Here is a 17,417-nt window from a genome sequence, read left to right as displayed (position 1 = left end):
CTGTCCTTCTTTTTCCTCTGTGATTAGTCGGCAGCAGCCAGACCAACCTTCATATTTTCCACAAGATAAATCTCTTCGCCGTCCGCTTCAACGCGGCCATTGGCGACACCCATCTTGAGGCGGCGATCAATCACTTTCGTGAAATCGACGTAGTATTTAATCATTTTTCTCTCAGGTGTAACCATACCTTTGAGTTTTACTTCACCAACGCCAAGCGCGAACCCTTGCCCTTGCATGCCGCGCCACCCGAGGTTGAACCCGGTTAGCTGCCACAAGCCATCAAGACCAAGGCAGCCGGGCATTACCGGATTGCCGGGGAAGTGGCATTCAAAGAACCAGAGGTCAGGATTGATATCAAATTCAGCTACAACATGGCCTTTACCGAACTCGCCACCGTCAGCGGAAATCTCGGTGATGCGGTCCATCATAAGCATGGGTGGCATTGGCAATTGGGCGTTACCCGGGCCAAACAGTTCACCTTTCGCGCATTTGATCAGCCCGTCTTTGTCGAAGCTGCTAGGAAAATCGGCCATACTGACGGGCCCCCTTATCATCGGTTTCGTTGTTGCCCATCCTCTATCACCCGTGTTGATAGGCTGGCAAGGGTTGGGCAGCGTTCAGACGCCAGTTGCAAATGGGTTTCATTAAAAACTTGTTTGAAAACCTCTACTGCCCCAAGCTATATTCGCAGCAGACAACAGACTGGTACCCAAATGGCACTAAGCGCGAATGAAATTGGATCGAACTGGCTTGCTGGCGCAGGATTGCGGCCAACACGGCAGCGTTTGGCGCTCGCTGAGCTTCTTGTCGGTGACGGGCAAGACAAACACGTAACTGCTGAAAGCCTTTACGAAGCAAGCCGCGATGCGGGCGAGCAGGTTTCGCTTGCAACGGTCTACAACACGCTCAAGGCATTCTGTGCCGCGGGCCTGTTGCGCGAAATCATCGTTGATGGTTCCAAGTGCTATTTCGACACCAACATGAGCGATCACCCGCATTTCTATTGGGAAGACGACTCGCGCCTTACGGATGCGCCAAATGAGGAGCTTGTGCTTGCCAAAATTCCTAAAGCGCCAAATGGTGCGGAAATTTCCAAGGTTGATGTGGTGATCCGTTTGCGGAGCACCGCTAAGGACTAGATTGGTTTAGAACCACTGCCCTGGTTCCATGAGGCCCAAATCAAGCAATTGTTGGCTCTCCCACGTGAACGGCACCGAGTTGTGCCATTTGAATGTATCGATATCGAACGTTGAACCGGGGTTGAGCTTGAGCGCCTTGGCCGTCTTAAAGCTACATACGGCTGCTGTGATGTTGTGATGCCATGCGCAGGAATAGGTATTGTATTCCTCGTCGTTAAAAGTGTGATCTTCGTTCAAAAGCAAACCGGGTTTCGCGCGAAAAATCGAAATGCGATCGATTCTGCGGCGCTTCTGCGGGATATGTTCTTCAAACCGCCACCGCAGCCCGCCAAAGAAATCCAACTGTCGGTCTTTTGGGTGATCGCGATTTAAAGAATCTTTGCGGGCAAGCGCGTAATAGCCCGATTTATCTAGATGCGCGTCTTCTTTCGAAACAGCGTCGGGATGCTGTGATAGATCTGCCGCGTATAAGTCCACGACATAGGTAAGAACCGAATCCCTCCGCTCTTCGCTATGCCACGCCAGCATCTCGCCTATGGTTCGGCTTTCGCAGAAAGGAAAGAACAGGTATTCGGCATTAAAGCAATAATAGAGCCATGTGCCGTTTGCGGCTGAGATCACGGAATTTACAATGTCTGCGGCGGTTTGCGGTGTGGTTATTGCAGCAGAGATTCGGTGAATTTTGCTTTCCAACTCGTCTGAAAGCTCAAGTGCGTCTGGTGCAAACACCAGCGCTGTGCGAAAGCCCAAATTGAGGTGATGCTCGATGGTTGAAGCAACTTCGATTAGGTCTTCAACGAGGATTATTGCAATCGGTCCGTTAGAGAGAGCGGCCTTGTCTGCCTGTAAAAAATCCCGAAAGCTCTTATATCGCATATGGTCCGCCTGTTTGATTGCGATCAAATTTCCCCAATTCCGCCCGCTTTGCAAGCGTTGCAGGCGCTGCGTGGATTGTGTAGGGAGCGGGCCATGACTTTAACCTACGAGGCGCAAGATGTCTGAAGCCAAGAAACTGTTTATCAAAACCTACGGGTGCCAGATGAACGTTTATGATAGCGAACGCATGGCGGAAACGCTTGGCGGCTCGGGGTATGAAACCGTTGAAACGGCGGATCAAGCCGACATGATCCTGCTTAATACCTGTCACATCCGTGAAAAAGCAGCCGAGAAGATTTACTCCGAACTTGGCCGCTTTAAGGGATTGAAGGCCGCAAAACCGGACTTGAAGATCGGTGTTGCGGGATGTGTTGCGCAGGCTGAGGGCGAAGAGATCATGAAACGTCAGCCAATGGTTGATCTTGTGGTTGGGCCGCAGAGTTATCATCGTCTTCCTGAAATGGAGGCGAAGGTTACGGAAGGCAAAAAGGCACTCGATACGGATTTCCCAGAGGAAGACAAATTCGAGCATATGCCGAAGCGCCCCAAAGCCTCGCGCGGGCCGACTGCATTTCTGACGGTTCAGGAGGGATGCGACAAATTCTGTGCGTTCTGTGTTGTGCCATACACCCGCGGTGCCGAAGTCAGCCGCCCGGTTGAGCGTATTCTGACTGAAGCGCGCGAACTTGTTGAGCGTGGCGTTAAAGAAATCACGCTACTTGGCCAAAACGTGAATGCTTATCACGGCCTTGGCAAAGACGGCCCAATGACCCTCGATCAACTGATCTGGGCGCTCAACGATGTGGACGGTCTCGAGCGTATCCGCTTCACAACGAGTCATCCAAACGACATGACTGATGCATTGATCGCGGCGCATGGCGAATGTGAGAAGCTGATGCCATACCTGCATCTTCCGGTTCAGAGCGGCTCGGACCATATCCTCAAACGGATGAACCGCAATCACACCGCCGAAGAGTATATTCGCCTGATCGAACGTATCCGAGCAGCGCGGCCTGATATTTTGTTGTCCGGCGATTTTATCGTTGGTTTCCCCGAAGAATCGGATGCCGATTTCGAGGATACAATGTCCTTGGTGCGCGAAGTGAATTACGGACAGGCCTATTCTTTCAAATACTCGTCTCGCCCAGGAACACCAGCCGCAGAGCGTGCGCTGGTCGACGCCGCCGTCGCAGACGAGCGTTTGCAACGGCTTCAGGCGCTATTGAGCGAGCAACAATACGCTGTTCAGGATACAATGGTTGGCCGTGAAGTTTCGGTTTTGTTTGAGCGGGAAGGGCGCCTTGAAGGGCAGATGGTCGGTAAATCCGAGTACCTACATGCCGTTCACGTAACTGCGCCAAATACCGCCCGTGGAGACATTCGCAAGGTGCGGATCGTCAACACTGAGCGTAACTCGCTTGGTGGCGAATTAATTTAGAAGGCAACAGTTTTTGTCAAATCGCTGATTTCTGCGTCATTTTGGGCTGCTCGGAAGCACATTTTGTGACAGAGGCGTGAAACTTGTGACTCTGCTCTTGCGCAGAGCGACGCATATTGGCACGATCAAAGTAATTCAGCCACAGGAGACCTGTTTGGTAACCAGCACAATCCCCCCTCTGGCACAGGACGAAAGTGTCACAGAAACGCATCTGGAATTTCCCGACAATCGTTTGTTGATTGATTTATGCGGCCCCTACGATAGCCATCTCGCCAAAATTGAAGCTGACCTCGCTGTGCAAATTGTGCGCCGCGGTAATCAGCTTGCGATCATGGGCGAGCCGGATTCGATCGAGAAAGCCGTTGGCGTTCTTGAAGCATTGTATCTTCGGCTTGAAGCGGGTGGTGATGTTGAGACCGGTGCCATCGATGGCGAAATCCGCATGGGTGGGTCAGAGAACGGTACTGGCGTTCGGACAGGCGATCAGTTGGAGCTTTCGGTCGGCGACAAGGTCGAAATCAAGACACGCAAGAAACTGGTCGAGCCGCGCACCGAAGCACAGAAAACATACGTTCAATCGCTTTTCGAGAATGAGCTGGCCTTTGGGATCGGTCCTGCTGGTACGGGTAAAACATACCTTGCGGTAGCGGTCGGCGTGAACATGTTCATTGGTGGACATGTTGATAAAATTATCCTGTCACGGCCCGCGGTTGAAGCAGGTGAAAAGCTTGGATATTTGCCTGGCGACATGAAGGATAAGGTCGATCCTTATATGCAGCCGCTCTATGATGCGCTGAACGATTTCTTGCCAAGCAAGCAGGTTGCCAAGCTGATTGAAGACAAGAAGATCGAGATTGCACCGCTTGCGTTTATGCGTGGGCGTACGCTGTCCAACGCATTTGTTGTTCTTGACGAGGCGCAAAACGCATCGACCATGCAGATGAAGATGTTCCTTACCCGTTTGGGGCAGGGGAGCCGTATGGTTATCACGGGCGACCGCACACAGATCGACCTTCCTCGTGGTGTTCAGTCGGGGCTTCGCGAGGCTGAAAAAATCCTGAGCGGAATCGAGAAGATCAGCTTCAATTATTTCACCGCGCAAGACGTCGTGCGTCATCCGCTCGTTGCCAAGATTATCCATGCATATGACAAGGCCGATGAGCGAAACGGTTGATCTCCTGATCGAGGATCCGCGCTGGCAAACCATCGGGCTCGAGGAGATATCGCAAGCCGCAGCTGACGCGACTCTGCGCCATTTGCGGCTTGATCCAGAGGCGTTCGAACTGAGCCTTATGGGGTGTGATGATGCCCGTATCCGCGCTCTAAATGTCGAGTTTCGCGAAAATGATAAGGCGACGAATGTGCTGTCATGGCCAAGCGAGGAACGTGCGAGTGAACAGCGTGGAGCGATGCCGGAACTTCCGCAGACAGGGGGAGGCCCCTTCGCAGAAGAGCTTGGTGACATCGCTATCGCTTATGAAACATGCGTTCGCGAGGCCGAAGAACTGGGTCGTTCAACCACCGATCACGTGACCCATTTGATAGTTCATGGGGTGCTGCACCTGTTGGGGTTTGACCACATAGATGACAAAGATGCCGCTTTAATGGAGGGATTAGAGCGCGAGATACTTGAAATCTTGGGGATTTCGGACCCATATAGTATCACTGATTGAGACGCGCCGCCAAAAATGGCGCGTAAATGGAAAGGGCCAATGGGCGACACAAATCAAGTAGCGGAGACCACGGACGGGTCTTCTAGGGCAGCGCACAGCGCGCAACCCGAAGATATACCACCGGAATCGCGCGGCTTTTTCAGCCGCATTGTCGGAGCGCTTAGCCCGACAGAAGACACCCCGAAATCGCCTGAGATTGTAAACGCGCCGGTCACGCCGGCTGTGCCTGTCGGCAATATGCACAATCTGCGCCATCTCAAGCTCGAGGATGTGGCGATCCCGACAGTCGAAATTGTTGCTGTTCCCAAGGATATTGAGAAAGAAGCGCTGGTTCATCTGTTCCGCGAAAGCGGCCTGACGCGTCTTCCTGTGTTTGAAGGAACGCTTGATACGCCGATCGGGCTAATACACCTCAAAGATCTGGCATTGCGCCACGGATTTAATGGCGATCAGTCTAAAGAGTTCTCAATCGAAAAACTTATCCGCCCACTTATATTTGCGCCGCCGTCTATGCCGATTGGTGTGCTGTTGCAGAAAATGCAAGCAGAGCGGCGTCATATGGCGTTGATCATTGACGAATACGGCGGCGTAGACGGGCTCGTAACCATCGAAGACCTCATTGAACAGGTAATCGGCGAAATCGAAGACGAGCATGACATCGAAGAAGACACGCTCTGGATCAAAGAAAAATCTGGCAGCTATCTAGCGCAGGCCCGAACGCCGCTTGATGAATTCGAGAAAGAACTTGGCGTTGATCTTCAGGCAATCGCTGAGGATGACGAAGTAGATACCCTTGGCGGTTTGGCCTTCGTTCTCTGCGGCCGCGTGCCGACCCGTGGCGAAGTTGTCGTGCATCCTGCGGGGGTTGAATTCGAGATCGTTGACGCCGATCCACGACGCATCAAACGGATGCGCGTGCGCAAGGTAGATCCAATCAGTGAGTGATGACACGACGCAAGATCAGGCGGTTCGCGTTTCAAGCCGCCGCCTTGCGTTTGTTGCTGTGTTTTCCGGCATTGCGATGGCCACAGGGCAAGCACCGCTTTCTCTGTGGTATGTCGCTGTTCTTGGCCTACTAGCGGTCTTCTGGTTCTCAAAAGATGTTCGCAGCTGGAAACAAGCTGCCGTTTACGGTTGGCTTGTTGGGAGCAGCTATTTTGCGGCCTCTATGTATTGGATCATAGAGCCTTTCTTTGTCGATGCAGCCCGTCATGGTTGGATGGCGCCTTTTGCGCTCGTGTTTTTGGCGGGTGGCCTTGCGCTTCTTTGGGGCGGTGCCTTTGCGCTCGCTTATCGGCTTCGCCCATCTGCGTGGCATTGGTCGCTTGCACTTCTTTGGGGCGGAATGGAATTGGTGCGTGGCTACCTATTCACGGGCTTTCCGTGGGGCATGTTCGGATATATTTGGATTGATACGCCTCTCGCTCAGGTGGCAGCGCTTATTGGCCCGTATGGATTAACTTTGGCGTCTTTCTTGCTGGCTGCAGGGATTGTCAGTCCTGGCGATAGGGGGATGAAACCGTCGAGGGTTATCTCCATTTTGGCGGCTATCGGGCTGCTGTGGTTCGGCGTTCAGCATGAAAAGATTGAACCGGTTGCAAAAGCTGATGCTCCGATCATTCGGTTGGTTCAGACAAACGCCCAGCAGGACCAGAAATGGTTGCCTGATATGATTCCAGTTTTCTGGCAGCGAAACCTGAAGCTGACGGCAGAGCGTGATTTAGATGGCAAATCGCCCGACGTTATTGTTTGGCCTGAAACAGCGATCCCTTACTTGTTTCATGACGAGAGCACAGTTCCTGAAATTATCTCTGATGCAGCTCAGGGTGCAGTCGTGATTGCAGGAGGTCAACGCCGCAGCCCCGAGGGTTTTCACAATTCAATGATGGTGATCGGATCAGATGGCGCGGTTCAGGATATCTACGACAAACATCACCTCGTTCCGTTCGGAGAATACATCCCCGGAGGAAGCCTGCTCGGCAGGTTCGGCCTCTCTGGATTGGCGCAACAAATCGGAAGCGGCTATGCCCCCGGCGCTGGGCCAGAAATCTTGAGCCTCGGCCGCAGCGGCGCAGTTCTCCCTTTGATCTGCTATGAAGCCGTGTTCCCGCGTGACTTGCGTGTGAATGGCCAGCGAGCGGATTGGATTCTGCACATTACAAATGACGCTTGGTTTGGTGACTTCGCTGGTCCGTATCAGCATCTTGTTCAAGCACGGTTCAGAGCTATCGAGCAGGGATTGCCCGTCGCGCGTGCTGCAAATACCGGTATCACGGCGATGATCGGCCCGACTGGCGACGTTATCCAATCCATCCCGCTGGGCGTATCCGGTGCGATTGACGTTGCGCTACCCGAGCCACTCAAGCCAACACCATATTCGCGTTTTGGCGAAATACCGGTGCTCGTTCTGCTCTTGGCGGGGCTATTAGGCGTTTTTTGGTTCAAAAGGCGCGAAAAATCGGATTGACCACCGCCAACGAGAAGAGTACCGACATTTAGACAAGCGCCACAACGGCTTCCTGACGTGGCGGTTTACTTTCAACGGAGCACTTCATGACACGACAAAATTTCCTGTTTACCTCTGAGTCTGTTTCAGAGGGACACCCAGATAAGGTCTGCGATCGAATTTCTGATGCGATTCTTGATGCGTTTCTTGCACAAGATCCGTTTTCTCGTGTTGCGTGTGAAACCTTTGCAACGACGAACCGCGTTGTTGTGGGTGGTGAAGTGCGCGGACCGTCCTCTGTTATTGATTCTGTAGAGCAGATCGTGCGCGACTGCGTGCGCGACATTGGCTACACACAGAACGGTTTTCACGCCGATACACTTGAAGTGACCAATCTTCTTCACGCCCAGTCTGCCGATATTGCCCAAGGCGTTGACGCTGCAGGAGACAAGGAAGAGGGTGCCGGCGATCAGGGGATCATGTTCGGTTACGCCGTTGATGAAACAGCCGAATTGATGCCTGCTCCGATTTTCTATTCTCACCAGATTTTGCGCAAACTCGCAGCTGCCCGCAAAGCAGAGAGCGGCCCCGCAACTATTCTTGGGCCGGATATGAAGGCGCAGCTTTCTTTGCGGTATGAAAAGGGTGTGCCGGTTGAAAGCACCTCGATTGTTCTGTCGTCACAGCATCTGGATGAAAGCCTCACGAGCCAAGACGTTCGTGAAATCGTTGAACCGATTATTCGCGAAACCCTCCCTGATGCGTGGGTCACTGATGAAACAGAATGGCTTGTGAACCCAACTGGAAAGTTCGTGATCGGCGGGCCGGATGGTGATGCTGGGCTAACAGGGCGCAAGATTATCGTTGATACTTATGGTGGTGCGGCTCCTCATGGGGGCGGGGCGTTTTCTGGTAAAGACCCAACCAAAGTTGACCGCTCTGCCGCTTATGCAGCGCGCTACCTTGCCAAAAACGTCGTTGCGGCTGGGCTCGCCAAGCGCTGCACGCTTCAGCTTGCTTATGCTATTGGTGTCGCACGTCCACTATCGATCTATATCGACACACACGGCACCGGTACGGTTGCAGACGCCAAAATCGAGCGCATTGTCTCTGATGCAATGGACCTGACGCCGCGCGGCATTCGCGAGCATCTTGGTCTGAACAAACCCATTTTCCAGCGTACGGCAGCCTATGGTCACTTTGGCCGTGCTCCTGATGCGGATGGCGGGTTTAGCTGGGAACGTACCGATCTGGTCGAGACACTTAAAGCCGCGCTTTAGCGGCCTCGTTGCTTGACCGCGGGCGGAAATTGGCTAGGAACAGCGCCGAGTCATTATTGAGAGCCTGCAATGAGCGATAAAGATAAACCGCAGTCCGACAACCCTGAGACGCCTGAAAACAAGGCAGATCACGGCGCCCATCCAACCGGTGCGCCGTGGCGGAACTTCTATGGTCGGTTCAAAGGTAAGACCCTGCGCCAATCTCAAGAAGAGTACCTGAATGAGGATCTGGCTGCGCTTTCACCTGGAAAAGTCACTTGGGAAGAAAATCCAGAGCGCGAGAACATTGATCTTGAGGGGTTGTTCGGTGAGCGCGAAGTTTGGCTTGAGATCGGGTTTGGCGGCGGCGAACATATGGTTCATCAGGCGGCACAGAACCCTGAAAAGGGCATTATCGGCTGCGAGCCTTACATCAACGGCGTGGCGATGCTTCTGGGCAAAATCCGTGATGCTGGCGTGAAGAATGTTGCCGTGCACCCTGGCGATGTGCGGCATATGTTTGATGTTCTGCCGGAGGCCTCAATTTCGCGTGCCTTCCTTCTCTATCCTGATCCGTGGCCAAAGCGGCGACATCATCGGCGTAGGTTTGTAACCGCCGAGCACCTTGCACCTCTAGCTCGGGTTATGAAGCCCGGTGCGATTTTTCGCGTAGCGACCGATATTCCGGATTATGTGCGACAGACATTGCAGGAAGTGCCAAAGCAGGGATTTACGCATCTTAATCCCGATCCTGAAAGCTGGCACACGGAATGGGACGACTGGATTTCGACACGTTATGAGCAAAAGGCATTTCGTGAGGGTCGTAAGCCACACTATCTTACCTTTCGGCGGAATTCGGTTGCCTGAAATCCTGCGTCGCCTAACCTGCCTGACTAAAGGAGGAATTCTATGCGGCGTGTGATTGCCTACTGGGCTTTGTTTGTTGCAACGTTTGGCGTTTACGGCCTCATGGTTGCGTGGAGCCTTCCGGCATTGCGGGTTCCTGATGGGAGCTTGCCATTTGATCTGCGTCCCCGAGGGTATGATTATTCACAGGCGCAAGCATACCTGACTGCCCTTACCGACGCTCAGGTCGAATACTATCTGTGGACACAGCAACTTCTTGATCTTGCCTTTCCTGCTTTGGTGACGGCGCTTGTGATTTGGACAAGCCTTTGGGCTACAAAGGGGCGTCATTGGACTTTGCGATGGGTCGCAGGCGTATTCGCCGTCGCTGCAATGGTGTTTGATTATCTCGAGAACATCGCTGTGCGCATGATGCTCCAATCTGATCCTGCCGCGCTTGATCCGAAAATCGCGGGGTGGGCAACTATGATGACCGAATTGAAATCCGCCTTCGGAACTTTGGCGTATTCGGTGCTTCTTGTTCTTCTCATTCGTGTGGCGTGGAACAGGTTTTTTGCCGGTAGGCGGAAAAATGAAGCGTAATACCAACAGCCTAGCGCCGGTTGCCGCGCATCATGGTTTGAGATGATTGAATAGCGTTCCACGCAAACACATGTGAAAAAGCAACGGAAACGGGCTTAGGCCCATTTTGCAAAACGAGGCAGAAGAAGAATGCAATTTACTGTGGCAATCGATGGTCCGGCAGCAGCGGGAAAAGGTACTGTATCAAAGGCCGTGGCGACACACTTTGGCTTCGCGTATTTGGATACTGGCTTGCTGTACCGTGCCGTCGGCGCTCGTGTTTTGGATGGCGCGGACGCGATTGAAGCTGCACAGTCACTGAATGCCAAAGAGATTGATGGTTCTCAGCTTCGGACGGCGGAAGTTGCGGAGGCCGCAAGCAAAGCTGCCGCGATGCCGGAAGTGCGCGCTGCCCTGGTTGAATTCCAACGCGGTTTTGCAAAGCGGCAAGGCGGCGCGGTTTTGGACGGGCGCGATATTGGAACAGTGATCTGCCCTGATGCGAGCGTGAAGTTGTTTGTCACCGCAAGTGCAGAAGTGCGGGCAAAGCGCCGTTTTCTGGAGTTGTCTGAGAAGGAAAGTTCCGTCGATTTCGAACAGGTTCTAGCGGATGTGAAAGCGCGCGATGAACGGGATGCGTCACGCGACGCAGCACCACTCGTTGCCGCGGACGATGCCGTTGTGATTGATACAAGTGAGCTTACGATCAAGGAGGCTGTGTCTGCTGCCGTGTCGGCGATCGAGGCCAAACTCGTCAGTTAAGCGGCTGGCGTGATTTGGGTGCGGTACAAGCAGAATGTTGCCGAAAATAGGCGCTGTTGCTCCTACTGCACCCCCTTGCTCTATCAAGAAAAACTTCTTATATAGCGCCTGTCTACAAGGCGGAATCGCTGGGACACACGATCATGGGCAGGGCTGAGGGTATCCTTCGGCCTGTTTTTGTGTTTGGCCCTCCCATTTTATGGGACGTGTTTTCTAGTCCGTCTAACCCTCCATAAAGGAGGTGACCAACTGAAACCCAAAGACCGGTGGAAACAACCACTCGGCCCGCAAAAACGTATGAAAAGGAAACTGAGACCACATGGCTCAAACAAACTCTATGGACGAATTCGAAGCCCTGCTTGCAGAGAGCTTTGAAATTGACACACCCGACGAAGGGTCTGTCGTTAAAGGCAAAGTCATCGCAATCGAAGCTGGCCAAGCCATCATCGACGTAGGCTACAAAATGGAAGGCCGCGTTGAACTTAAAGAATTCGCGAACCCAGGCGAAGAGCCTGAAATCGCTGTTGGCGACGAAGTTGAGGTTTTCCTCGACCGTGTTGAAAACGCCAAAGGCGAAGCTGTTATCTCGCGCGACAAAGCTCGCCGCGAAGAAGCATGGGATCGCCTCGAAAAAGCTTACGAGCAAGAAGAGCGCGTTGAAGGCGCAATCTTTAGCCGTGTTAAAGGCGGCTTCACAGTTGACCTCGGCGGTGCCGTGGCCTTCTTGCCTGGTTCGCAAGTTGACGTACGTCCCGTACGTGACGCGGGCCCTTTGATGGGTCTTAAGCAACCATTCCAGATTCTGAAGATGGACCGTCGTCGTGGCAACATCGTTGTTTCCCGCCGCGCAATCCTCGAAGAATCTCGCGCCGAACAGCGCGCCGAAGTTATCGGCAAGCTGGCTGAGGGCGATGCAGTTGACGGTGTTGTTAAGAACATCACTGAATACGGCGCATTCGTTGATCTCGGCGGTGTTGACGGTCTGCTGCACGTCACAGACATGGCATGGCGCCGCGTGAACCACCCATCCGAGATCCTGAACATCGGCGAAACCGTCAAGGTTCAGGTTATCAAAATCAACAAAGATACCCACCGCATCTCCTTGGGCATGAAACAGCTTCAGGACGATCCTTGGAACCTTGTTGAGGGTAAATACCCACTCGAGTCCGTACATAAAGGCCGCGTAACAAACATCACCGACTACGGTGCGTTTGTTGAGCTTGAGCCAGGTGTTGAAGGCCTCGTTCACGTTTCTGAAATGTCTTGGACAAAGAAAAACGTCCACCCAGGCAAAATCGTGTCTACGTCGCAAGAAGTCGAAGTCATGGTTCTGGAAATCGACAGCGCGAAACGTCGTGTATCCCTTGGTCTCAAGCAGACTATGCGCAACCCATGGGAAGTCTTTGCTGAAAGCCACCCAGTTGGCACAGAAGTTGAAGGCGAAGTCAAAAACATCACCGAATTCGGTCTGTTCATTGGTCTCGACGGCGACATCGACGGCATGGTTCACCTTTCTGACCTGACATGGGAAGGCCGTGGCGAAGACGTAATCGGCGACTTCCAAAAAGGTGACATGGTGAAAGCCGTTGTAACCGAAGTTGACGTTGAAAAAGAGCGCATCAGCCTGAGCGTTAAAGCTCTGGATGATAGCTTCTCCGGTGCAGTTGAAGGCGTGAAACGCGGCTCCATCATCACTGTTGAAGTGACTGCGATCGAAGACGGTGGCATCGAAGTGGAATATGAAGGCGCGAAATCCTTCATCCGCCGCTCCGACCTGTCGCGTGACCGTGCCGAGCAGCGCCCAGAGCGTTTCGGTGTGGGTGACAAAGTGGACGTACGCGTAACTAACGTTGACGCAAAAACACGTCGTCTTGGTCTCTCGATCAAAGCTCGCGAAATCGCGGAAGAAAAAGAAGCTGTGGAGCAGTATGGCTCCTCCGATTCCGGTGCTTCCCTCGGCGATATTCTCGGCGCAGCGCTTAAGGGCGACGAGTAAAGCCAAAACCCAAATCGGGTTATGAAATCATGAAACGGCCTCGCATTTGCGGGGCCGTTTTTCGTTGCCGAATCGTTAACCTCGCGGATGCTGATATGTTGGCACGCATTGGTTCCCGCCGCGCAAGCCTTGGGGAAATCGGGAAAAATTCCCTCCATTCAGTACAAACTACCGTGATTTTTTGCTGCTAACCCCTTGGAATTTCTTTCTCAGAAATCAAATACCCCCTATACTCGTTGAAACTAAAGTGTTCAGAATACTTAGCGCAAAAACCATTTAATCGGGGGGAACCACGGATGATCCGTTCGGAGTTGATTCAAAAAATTGCCGATGAAAATCCACATCTTTATCAAAGAGATGTTGAGCGCATTGTGAATACCATTTTCGAAGAGATCATCGAGGCCATGTCTCGCGGCGACCGTGTCGAACTTCGTGGATTTGGCGCATTCTCTGTGAAAAAACGAAATGCACGTGCGGGCCGTAACCCGCGCACCGGCGAGAGTGTGGCCGTTGAAGAAAAGCATGTGCCGTTCTTCAAGACTGGCAAGCTTCTAAGAGACAGACTGAACGGAAAGTAACACCCAAATGCGATACTTTCGCTATGCCTTCCTTATCGCCCTCGGACTCATTTTGATTACCGTGGCGTTGGCAAATCGTGCGGTTGTGGAGCTTCGGCTTCTGCCCGCTGACCTTGCAGACTTCTTCGGGCTGAGCTTTATCGTTCACCTCCCACTTTTTGTTATCATTTTCGCAGGTATCGTTGCAGGGCTGTTGATTGGGTTCGTGTGGGAATGGATTCGTGAATATAAGCAACGAGCTGAAGCCGCTCGTGTGAAACGCGAAGTTAGCGAACTCAAAAGCGAAGTGTCTCGGCTTCGTGGAAATGCGGGCGAACATCAGGACGAAGTGCTCGCTCTGCTTGAGGAAAGTGGCGCGACTCGCTAAACCGCGTCTATGTTTCGTATTCACACACCCGACCAAAGCGGCCCCGTTCGCGTAAAAATCTGCGGATTACAGACACCGGAGAGCGTCGCTGCGGCTGCTGACGCCGGAGCGGGATACGTGGGATTTGTGTTTTTCGGGAAATCTCCTCGCAATGTAAATGCCGAGCTTGCCCGCGATTTGGCGGTTGATGTGCCGCTTGGCGTGGCCAAAGTTGCACTTACCGTAAACGCAGACGATGCATTTTTGGATCAGCTTTGCGAAACGGTTCCGCTCGATATGCTGCAGCTTCACGGCGGTGAAAGCCCGAAGCGGGTTGCAGAGGTTCGCGCGCGCTACGGTCTTCCGGTCATGAAAGCTGTTGGCGTTGCAACCGAAGCTGACCTTGCAGATATCGAGCGTTACAGCACAGTCGCGGATCAAATTCTGATCGACGCCAAGCCAAACCCCAATGCGGATTTGCCGGGCGGGAACGGAATTGCCTTTGATTGGCAACTCATCGCAAACCGCCGCTGGGCCTGTCCGTGGATGCTTGCTGGTGGCCTTACACCTGAAAATGTTGGCCGTGCCATCGAATTGACAGGGGCGCGGCAGGTCGATGTCTCTTCCGGGGTTGAATCTGCGCCGGGAATAAAGGACGAAAGCATGATACAAGATTTCATCAACGCCGCTCGGAAAGAACACAGCCATGAATGATCTATTTAACAGCTTTATGACCGGTCCCGATGAGAACGGGCGTTTTGGTAAGTTTGGCGGGCGATTTGTTTCGGAAACACTGATGCCCTTGATCCTCAGCCTTGAGGAAGAGTACGAGCGCGCGAAAACCGATGAGACATTCTGGGCGCAGATGGATGATCTCTGGAAGCATTACGTTGGCCGCCCCAGCCCGCTCTATTTTGCTGAGCGGATGACAGAGGACCTTGGTGGCGCCAAGATTTACCTCAAGCGTGACGAGTTGAATCACACCGGCGCGCATAAAATCAACAATGTATTGGGCCAAATTCTGCTCGCCAAGCGCATGGGTAAGACTCGTATTATTGCGGAAACCGGTGCGGGGCAGCACGGTGTTGCCACTGCAACTGTATGTGCGCGGTTTGGATTGAAATGCGTCGTTTACATGGGCGCGCATGACGTGGAACGTCAGGCACCGAACGTGTTCCGCATGAAGCTTTTGGGGGCCGAGGTTGTTCCTGTGACGTCTGGGCGCGGAACGCTTAAGGACGCTATGAACGATGCGCTGCGCGACTGGGTGACCAACGTGGCCGATACTTTCTATTGCATCGGCACGGCAGCAGGGCCGCACCCCTATCCAGCGATGGTGCGTGATTTCCAGTCGATTATCGGCAAGGAAACGCGCGAACAGTTGCAAGAGCATGAAGGCGAAGGCCGCTTGCCTGACACGCTGATTGCAGCGATCGGTGGCGGATCAAATGCGATTGGCCTGTTCTACCCGTTCCTTGATGAGCCAAGCGTCAACATCATCGGTGTTGAAGCGGGCGGCAAGGGCGTGAACGACAAAATGGAGCATTGCGCGAGCCTTACCGGTGGTCGCCCTGGTGTGCTCCATGGCAACCGGACCTATCTGCTTCAGGATGACGACGGCCAGATTCTCGAAGGGTTCTCGATTTCGGCGGGTCTGGATTATCCGGGCATCGGGCCAGAGCACAGCTGGCTGCACGATACGGGCCGTGCGAAATATGTCTCGATCACTGACAAAGAGGCGCTTGAGGCGTTCCAATATTGCTGTCAGCAAGAAGGGATCATCCCCGCGCTTGAACCAAGCCACGCGCTTGCGCACGTCATGAAAATTGCGCCGACACTGCCAAAGGACCACATCATCGTGATGAATATGTGTGGCCGCGGCGACAAGGACATCTTTACCGTCGCTCGTGCGCTCGGCTTTGACATGGGCGACGAAGAATAACGCCTAGCGTCGAAATTTATCGGCGAGTTTCTGAAGGCTGGAACGGGTATCCTGCGCCTCTGGGGCGGGGGGCGTTTCAGTCTTTTTCTGTTTCGAGGCTTCCTTTTTGACCGTCGTCGAAGAGCGCGGTGGCGCAACCCGAAGCGCGACTGCATTCAGGAATTTTCCGTTATCGCCCTCGGCGAGATGCGGAACGCCATCAGCAATGCCGCGCAGAAGATCGTCTAGCCATTCCTGATCTGCCTTGGCGAAATCGTGCAAAACATATCCCGCAACGCGATCTTTGTGCCCCGGATGGCCAATTCCCATGCGCACGCGATCATAGGCTTCTCCGATATGCTGGTGGATTGAGCGAAGCCCGTTGTGCCCCGCGTGTCCGCCACCGCTTTTTACGCGAATCTTTCGAGGAGCGAGGTCTAGCTCATCGTGGAAAACAACAACGTCGGCCGGAGTGAGCTTGTAAAATCTCATGGCCTCTCCGACGGACTGGCCCGACAGGTTCATGAAGGTTTCCGGCTTGAGTAGGATGACTTTCTCAGAGCCAAGCCGCCCTTCGGCAACCGCGCCTTGAAACTTGCCCTTCCATGGGCTGAAGCTATGGCTATGGGCAATCTCGTCCAGCGCCATAAAGCCGATGTTGTGGCGGTTGTGGGCGTATTTCCCGCCGGGATTTCCGAGGCCAACAAAGAGTTTCATGCTTCAGTTCCTTCGTGGTCGATGGGTTCTCCGCCGCGCATTCCTTTGAACGGGTCTTGCGGGTATTTCACCTCGGCAAGGTAAAGGCCATGGGGCGGACAGACGGGTCCACAGGCTGCGCGGTCTTTTGCTTCGAGGGCGGCGGCAACGTCTTCGGGTTGCCAGCTTCCGGCACCAACGCGCTCGAGGGTGCCAACAAAGCTGCGCACTTGATTATGCAGAAACGCGCGCGCACGCACATGGAAGCGGAATTCGGTGGCGTCTTGTAATTCAATTCGCTCAACGCGGAGCTCATCAAGCGTGCGAAGTGGCGAGGGGGCTTGGCAAATAGTTGAGCGGAAGGTTGTAAAATCATGCCGGCCGAGAAGGAAGTTTGCGCCCTCTTGCATAGCGTCGGCGTCAAGCTCGTGGCGCACATGCCAGACCGTGCCTTTGTCAAATGTCATCGGGGCGCGACGCGAAATCAGCCGGAAGAGATAGCGCCGCTCAATCGCCGAGAACCGCGCGTGAAACTCCTCATCCACCTCGGCTGCATTCACAATCGCAACGGGGTTCGGTTTGAGATGATAGATCAGCGCTTCGGCCAAACGGAACGGCTCCCATGTCGCGGCCATATCTACATGAGCAACCTGACCTGTCGCATGAACGCCAGTATCAGTACGCCCTGCGGCGGCAATTCCGGTGACGGATCGGTCAAGTTTTTGTAGTGCTTCCTCAACCGCCTGCTGAACAGACGGATGCTCCTTTTGACGCTGCCAGCCAGAAAAAGGCGCACCATTGTATTCGATTTTGAGAGCATAACGAGGCATACTTCGCGATACATTCTTCGCGCGTCCTT

19 protein-coding genes and 1 riboswitch are annotated in these 17,417 nt (G+C 53.6%); of the genes, 15 read left to right on the top strand and 4 right to left on the bottom strand.

Annotation, left to right across the window (positions count from 1 at the left end; genetic code table 11):
* Positions 1-23 precede the first annotated feature (23 nt).
* Positions 24-533, bottom strand: a complete 510-nt coding sequence (gene fabA, locus N9C89_RS12280) for a bifunctional 3-hydroxydecanoyl-ACP dehydratase/trans-2-decenoyl-ACP isomerase (protein ID WP_263954197.1) — start codon at positions 531-533, stop codon at positions 24-26.
* Between the two features lie 180 nt (positions 534-713).
* On the opposite strand from fabA, the gene irrA reads away from it, so the two are divergent.
* Positions 714-1,139 carry an iron response transcriptional regulator IrrA gene (gene irrA, locus N9C89_RS12275; RefSeq protein WP_263954196.1) on the top strand — a complete coding sequence of 142 codons (426 nt, stop codon included), beginning with the start codon at positions 714-716 and terminating at the stop codon, positions 1,137-1,139.
* Between the two features lie 6 nt (positions 1,140-1,145).
* Here the strand turns inward: irrA and N9C89_RS12270 are convergent, their stop codons facing one another.
* Positions 1,146-2,015: a hypothetical protein gene (locus N9C89_RS12270; protein ID WP_263954193.1), complete on the bottom strand. Its 870-nt coding sequence runs from the start codon at positions 2,013-2,015 to the stop codon at positions 1,146-1,148.
* 118 nt (positions 2,016-2,133) lie between these two features.
* Here N9C89_RS12270 and miaB point away from each other — a divergent pair, with 118 nt between their 5' ends.
* The 14 genes from miaB to trpB all read left to right on the top strand — a co-directional run bounded on the left by miaB (position 2,134) and on the right by trpB (position 15,883).
* Complete coding sequence (gene miaB / locus N9C89_RS12265; RefSeq protein WP_263954192.1) at positions 2,134-3,453, top strand: tRNA (N6-isopentenyl adenosine(37)-C2)-methylthiotransferase MiaB; 1,320 nt, start codon at positions 2,134-2,136, stop codon at positions 3,451-3,453.
* A gap of 154 nt (positions 3,454-3,607) precedes the next feature.
* Complete coding sequence (locus N9C89_RS12260; protein WP_263954451.1) at positions 3,608-4,627, top strand: PhoH family protein; 1,020 nt, start codon at positions 3,608-3,610, stop codon at positions 4,625-4,627.
* Positions 4,611-5,126, top strand: coding sequence for an rRNA maturation RNase YbeY (ybeY, locus tag N9C89_RS12255; protein WP_263954191.1), 516 nt, complete (start codon positions 4,611-4,613; stop codon positions 5,124-5,126). The genes N9C89_RS12260 and ybeY overlap by 17 nt, the downstream gene beginning before the upstream one ends.
* Before the next feature lie 39 nt (positions 5,127-5,165).
* Entirely contained in the window at positions 5,166-6,071 is a 906-nt protein-coding gene (locus N9C89_RS12250) for a transporter associated domain-containing protein (protein ID WP_263954190.1), read from the top strand.
* Positions 6,064-7,593: an apolipoprotein N-acyltransferase gene (gene lnt / locus N9C89_RS12245; RefSeq protein ID WP_263954189.1), complete on the top strand. Its 1,530-nt coding sequence runs from the start codon at positions 6,064-6,066 to the stop codon at positions 7,591-7,593. The genes N9C89_RS12250 and lnt overlap by 8 nt, the downstream gene beginning before the upstream one ends.
* 33 nt (positions 7,594-7,626) lie before the next feature.
* Positions 7,627-7,675, top strand: a riboswitch (SAM-SAH riboswitch).
* 4 nt (positions 7,676-7,679) lie between these two features.
* Positions 7,680-8,852, top strand: a complete 1,173-nt coding sequence (metK, locus tag N9C89_RS12240; RefSeq protein ID WP_263954188.1) for a methionine adenosyltransferase — start codon at positions 7,680-7,682, stop codon at positions 8,850-8,852.
* A gap of 69 nt (positions 8,853-8,921) precedes the next feature.
* Positions 8,922-9,698, top strand: coding sequence for a tRNA (guanosine(46)-N7)-methyltransferase TrmB (gene trmB / locus N9C89_RS12235; protein WP_263954186.1), 777 nt, complete (start codon positions 8,922-8,924; stop codon positions 9,696-9,698).
* 42 nt (positions 9,699-9,740) lie between these two features.
* Positions 9,741-10,280 carry a hypothetical protein gene (locus N9C89_RS12230; protein WP_263954185.1) on the top strand — a complete coding sequence of 180 codons (540 nt, stop codon included), beginning with the start codon at positions 9,741-9,743 and terminating at the stop codon, positions 10,278-10,280.
* 129 nt (positions 10,281-10,409) lie between these two features.
* Complete coding sequence (cmk, locus tag N9C89_RS12225; protein ID WP_263954183.1) at positions 10,410-11,021, top strand: (d)CMP kinase; 612 nt, start codon at positions 10,410-10,412, stop codon at positions 11,019-11,021.
* 319 nt (positions 11,022-11,340) lie between these two features.
* Positions 11,341-13,017 (top strand): 30S ribosomal protein S1, encoded by a 1,677-nt coding sequence (gene rpsA, locus N9C89_RS12220; RefSeq protein ID WP_263954182.1) that lies wholly within the window; start codon positions 11,341-11,343, stop codon positions 13,015-13,017.
* A gap of 296 nt (positions 13,018-13,313) precedes the next feature.
* Positions 13,314-13,595: an integration host factor subunit beta gene (gene ihfB, locus N9C89_RS12215; protein WP_263954181.1), complete on the top strand. Its 282-nt coding sequence runs from the start codon at positions 13,314-13,316 to the stop codon at positions 13,593-13,595.
* 7 nt (positions 13,596-13,602) lie between these two features.
* The gene (locus N9C89_RS12210) at positions 13,603-13,962 is read left to right on the top strand and encodes a LapA family protein (RefSeq protein WP_263954180.1); all 360 of its coding nucleotides are present in this window, start codon (positions 13,603-13,605) and stop codon (positions 13,960-13,962) included.
* Between the two features lie 9 nt (positions 13,963-13,971).
* Positions 13,972-14,655 (top strand): phosphoribosylanthranilate isomerase, encoded by a 684-nt coding sequence (locus N9C89_RS12205; protein ID WP_263954179.1) that lies wholly within the window; start codon positions 13,972-13,974, stop codon positions 14,653-14,655.
* Positions 14,648-15,883 (top strand): tryptophan synthase subunit beta, encoded by a 1,236-nt coding sequence (gene trpB, locus N9C89_RS12200; RefSeq protein WP_263954178.1) that lies wholly within the window; start codon positions 14,648-14,650, stop codon positions 15,881-15,883. The genes N9C89_RS12205 and trpB overlap by 8 nt, the downstream gene beginning before the upstream one ends.
* A gap of 3 nt (positions 15,884-15,886) precedes the next feature.
* On the opposite strand, the gene pth is transcribed toward trpB, so the two are convergent.
* Both pth and truA read right to left on the bottom strand, forming a co-directional pair.
* Positions 15,887-16,579: an aminoacyl-tRNA hydrolase gene (gene pth / locus N9C89_RS12195; protein WP_263954177.1), complete on the bottom strand. Its 693-nt coding sequence runs from the start codon at positions 16,577-16,579 to the stop codon at positions 15,887-15,889.
* Positions 16,576-17,388, bottom strand: a complete 813-nt coding sequence (gene truA / locus N9C89_RS12190) for a tRNA pseudouridine(38-40) synthase TruA (RefSeq protein ID WP_263954176.1) — start codon at positions 17,386-17,388, stop codon at positions 16,576-16,578. The genes pth and truA overlap by 4 nt, the downstream gene beginning before the upstream one ends.
* Positions 17,389-17,417: the final 29 nt, after the last annotated feature.

It is taken from the genome of Halocynthiibacter sp. SDUM655004 (genome assembly GCF_026015885.1).
Lineage (GTDB): Bacteria > Pseudomonadota > Alphaproteobacteria > Rhodobacterales > Rhodobacteraceae > Falsihalocynthiibacter > Falsihalocynthiibacter halioticoli.
This window is presented reverse-complemented; position numbering and strand designations above follow the sequence as displayed.

Coding starts and splice junctions, on each gene's coding strand:
- fabA (WP_263954197.1), bottom strand. CDS start 533: ATGGCCGATTTTCCTAGCAGCTTCGACAAAGACGGGCTGATCAAATGC.
- irrA (WP_263954196.1), top strand. CDS start 714: ATGGCACTAAGCGCGAATGAAATTGGATCGAACTGGCTTGCTGGCGCA.
- N9C89_RS12270 (WP_263954193.1), bottom strand. CDS start 2,015: ATGCGATATAAGAGCTTTCGGGATTTTTTACAGGCAGACAAGGCCGCT.
- miaB (WP_263954192.1), top strand. CDS start 2,134: ATGTCTGAAGCCAAGAAACTGTTTATCAAAACCTACGGGTGCCAGATG.
- ybeY (WP_263954191.1), top strand. CDS start 4,611: ATGAGCGAAACGGTTGATCTCCTGATCGAGGATCCGCGCTGGCAAACC.
- N9C89_RS12250 (WP_263954190.1), top strand. CDS start 5,166: ATGGGCGACACAAATCAAGTAGCGGAGACCACGGACGGGTCTTCTAGG.
- metK (WP_263954188.1), top strand. CDS start 7,680: ATGACACGACAAAATTTCCTGTTTACCTCTGAGTCTGTTTCAGAGGGA.
- trmB (WP_263954186.1), top strand. CDS start 8,922: ATGAGCGATAAAGATAAACCGCAGTCCGACAACCCTGAGACGCCTGAA.
- N9C89_RS12230 (WP_263954185.1), top strand. CDS start 9,741: ATGCGGCGTGTGATTGCCTACTGGGCTTTGTTTGTTGCAACGTTTGGC.
- cmk (WP_263954183.1), top strand. CDS start 10,410: ATGCAATTTACTGTGGCAATCGATGGTCCGGCAGCAGCGGGAAAAGGT.
- rpsA (WP_263954182.1), top strand. CDS start 11,341: ATGGCTCAAACAAACTCTATGGACGAATTCGAAGCCCTGCTTGCAGAG.
- ihfB (WP_263954181.1), top strand. CDS start 13,314: ATGATCCGTTCGGAGTTGATTCAAAAAATTGCCGATGAAAATCCACAT.
- N9C89_RS12210 (WP_263954180.1), top strand. CDS start 13,603: ATGCGATACTTTCGCTATGCCTTCCTTATCGCCCTCGGACTCATTTTG.
- N9C89_RS12205 (WP_263954179.1), top strand. CDS start 13,972: ATGTTTCGTATTCACACACCCGACCAAAGCGGCCCCGTTCGCGTAAAA.
- trpB (WP_263954178.1), top strand. CDS start 14,648: ATGAATGATCTATTTAACAGCTTTATGACCGGTCCCGATGAGAACGGG.
- pth (WP_263954177.1), bottom strand. CDS start 16,579: ATGAAACTCTTTGTTGGCCTCGGAAATCCCGGCGGGAAATACGCCCAC.
- truA (WP_263954176.1), bottom strand. CDS start 17,388: ATGCCTCGTTATGCTCTCAAAATCGAATACAATGGTGCGCCTTTTTCT.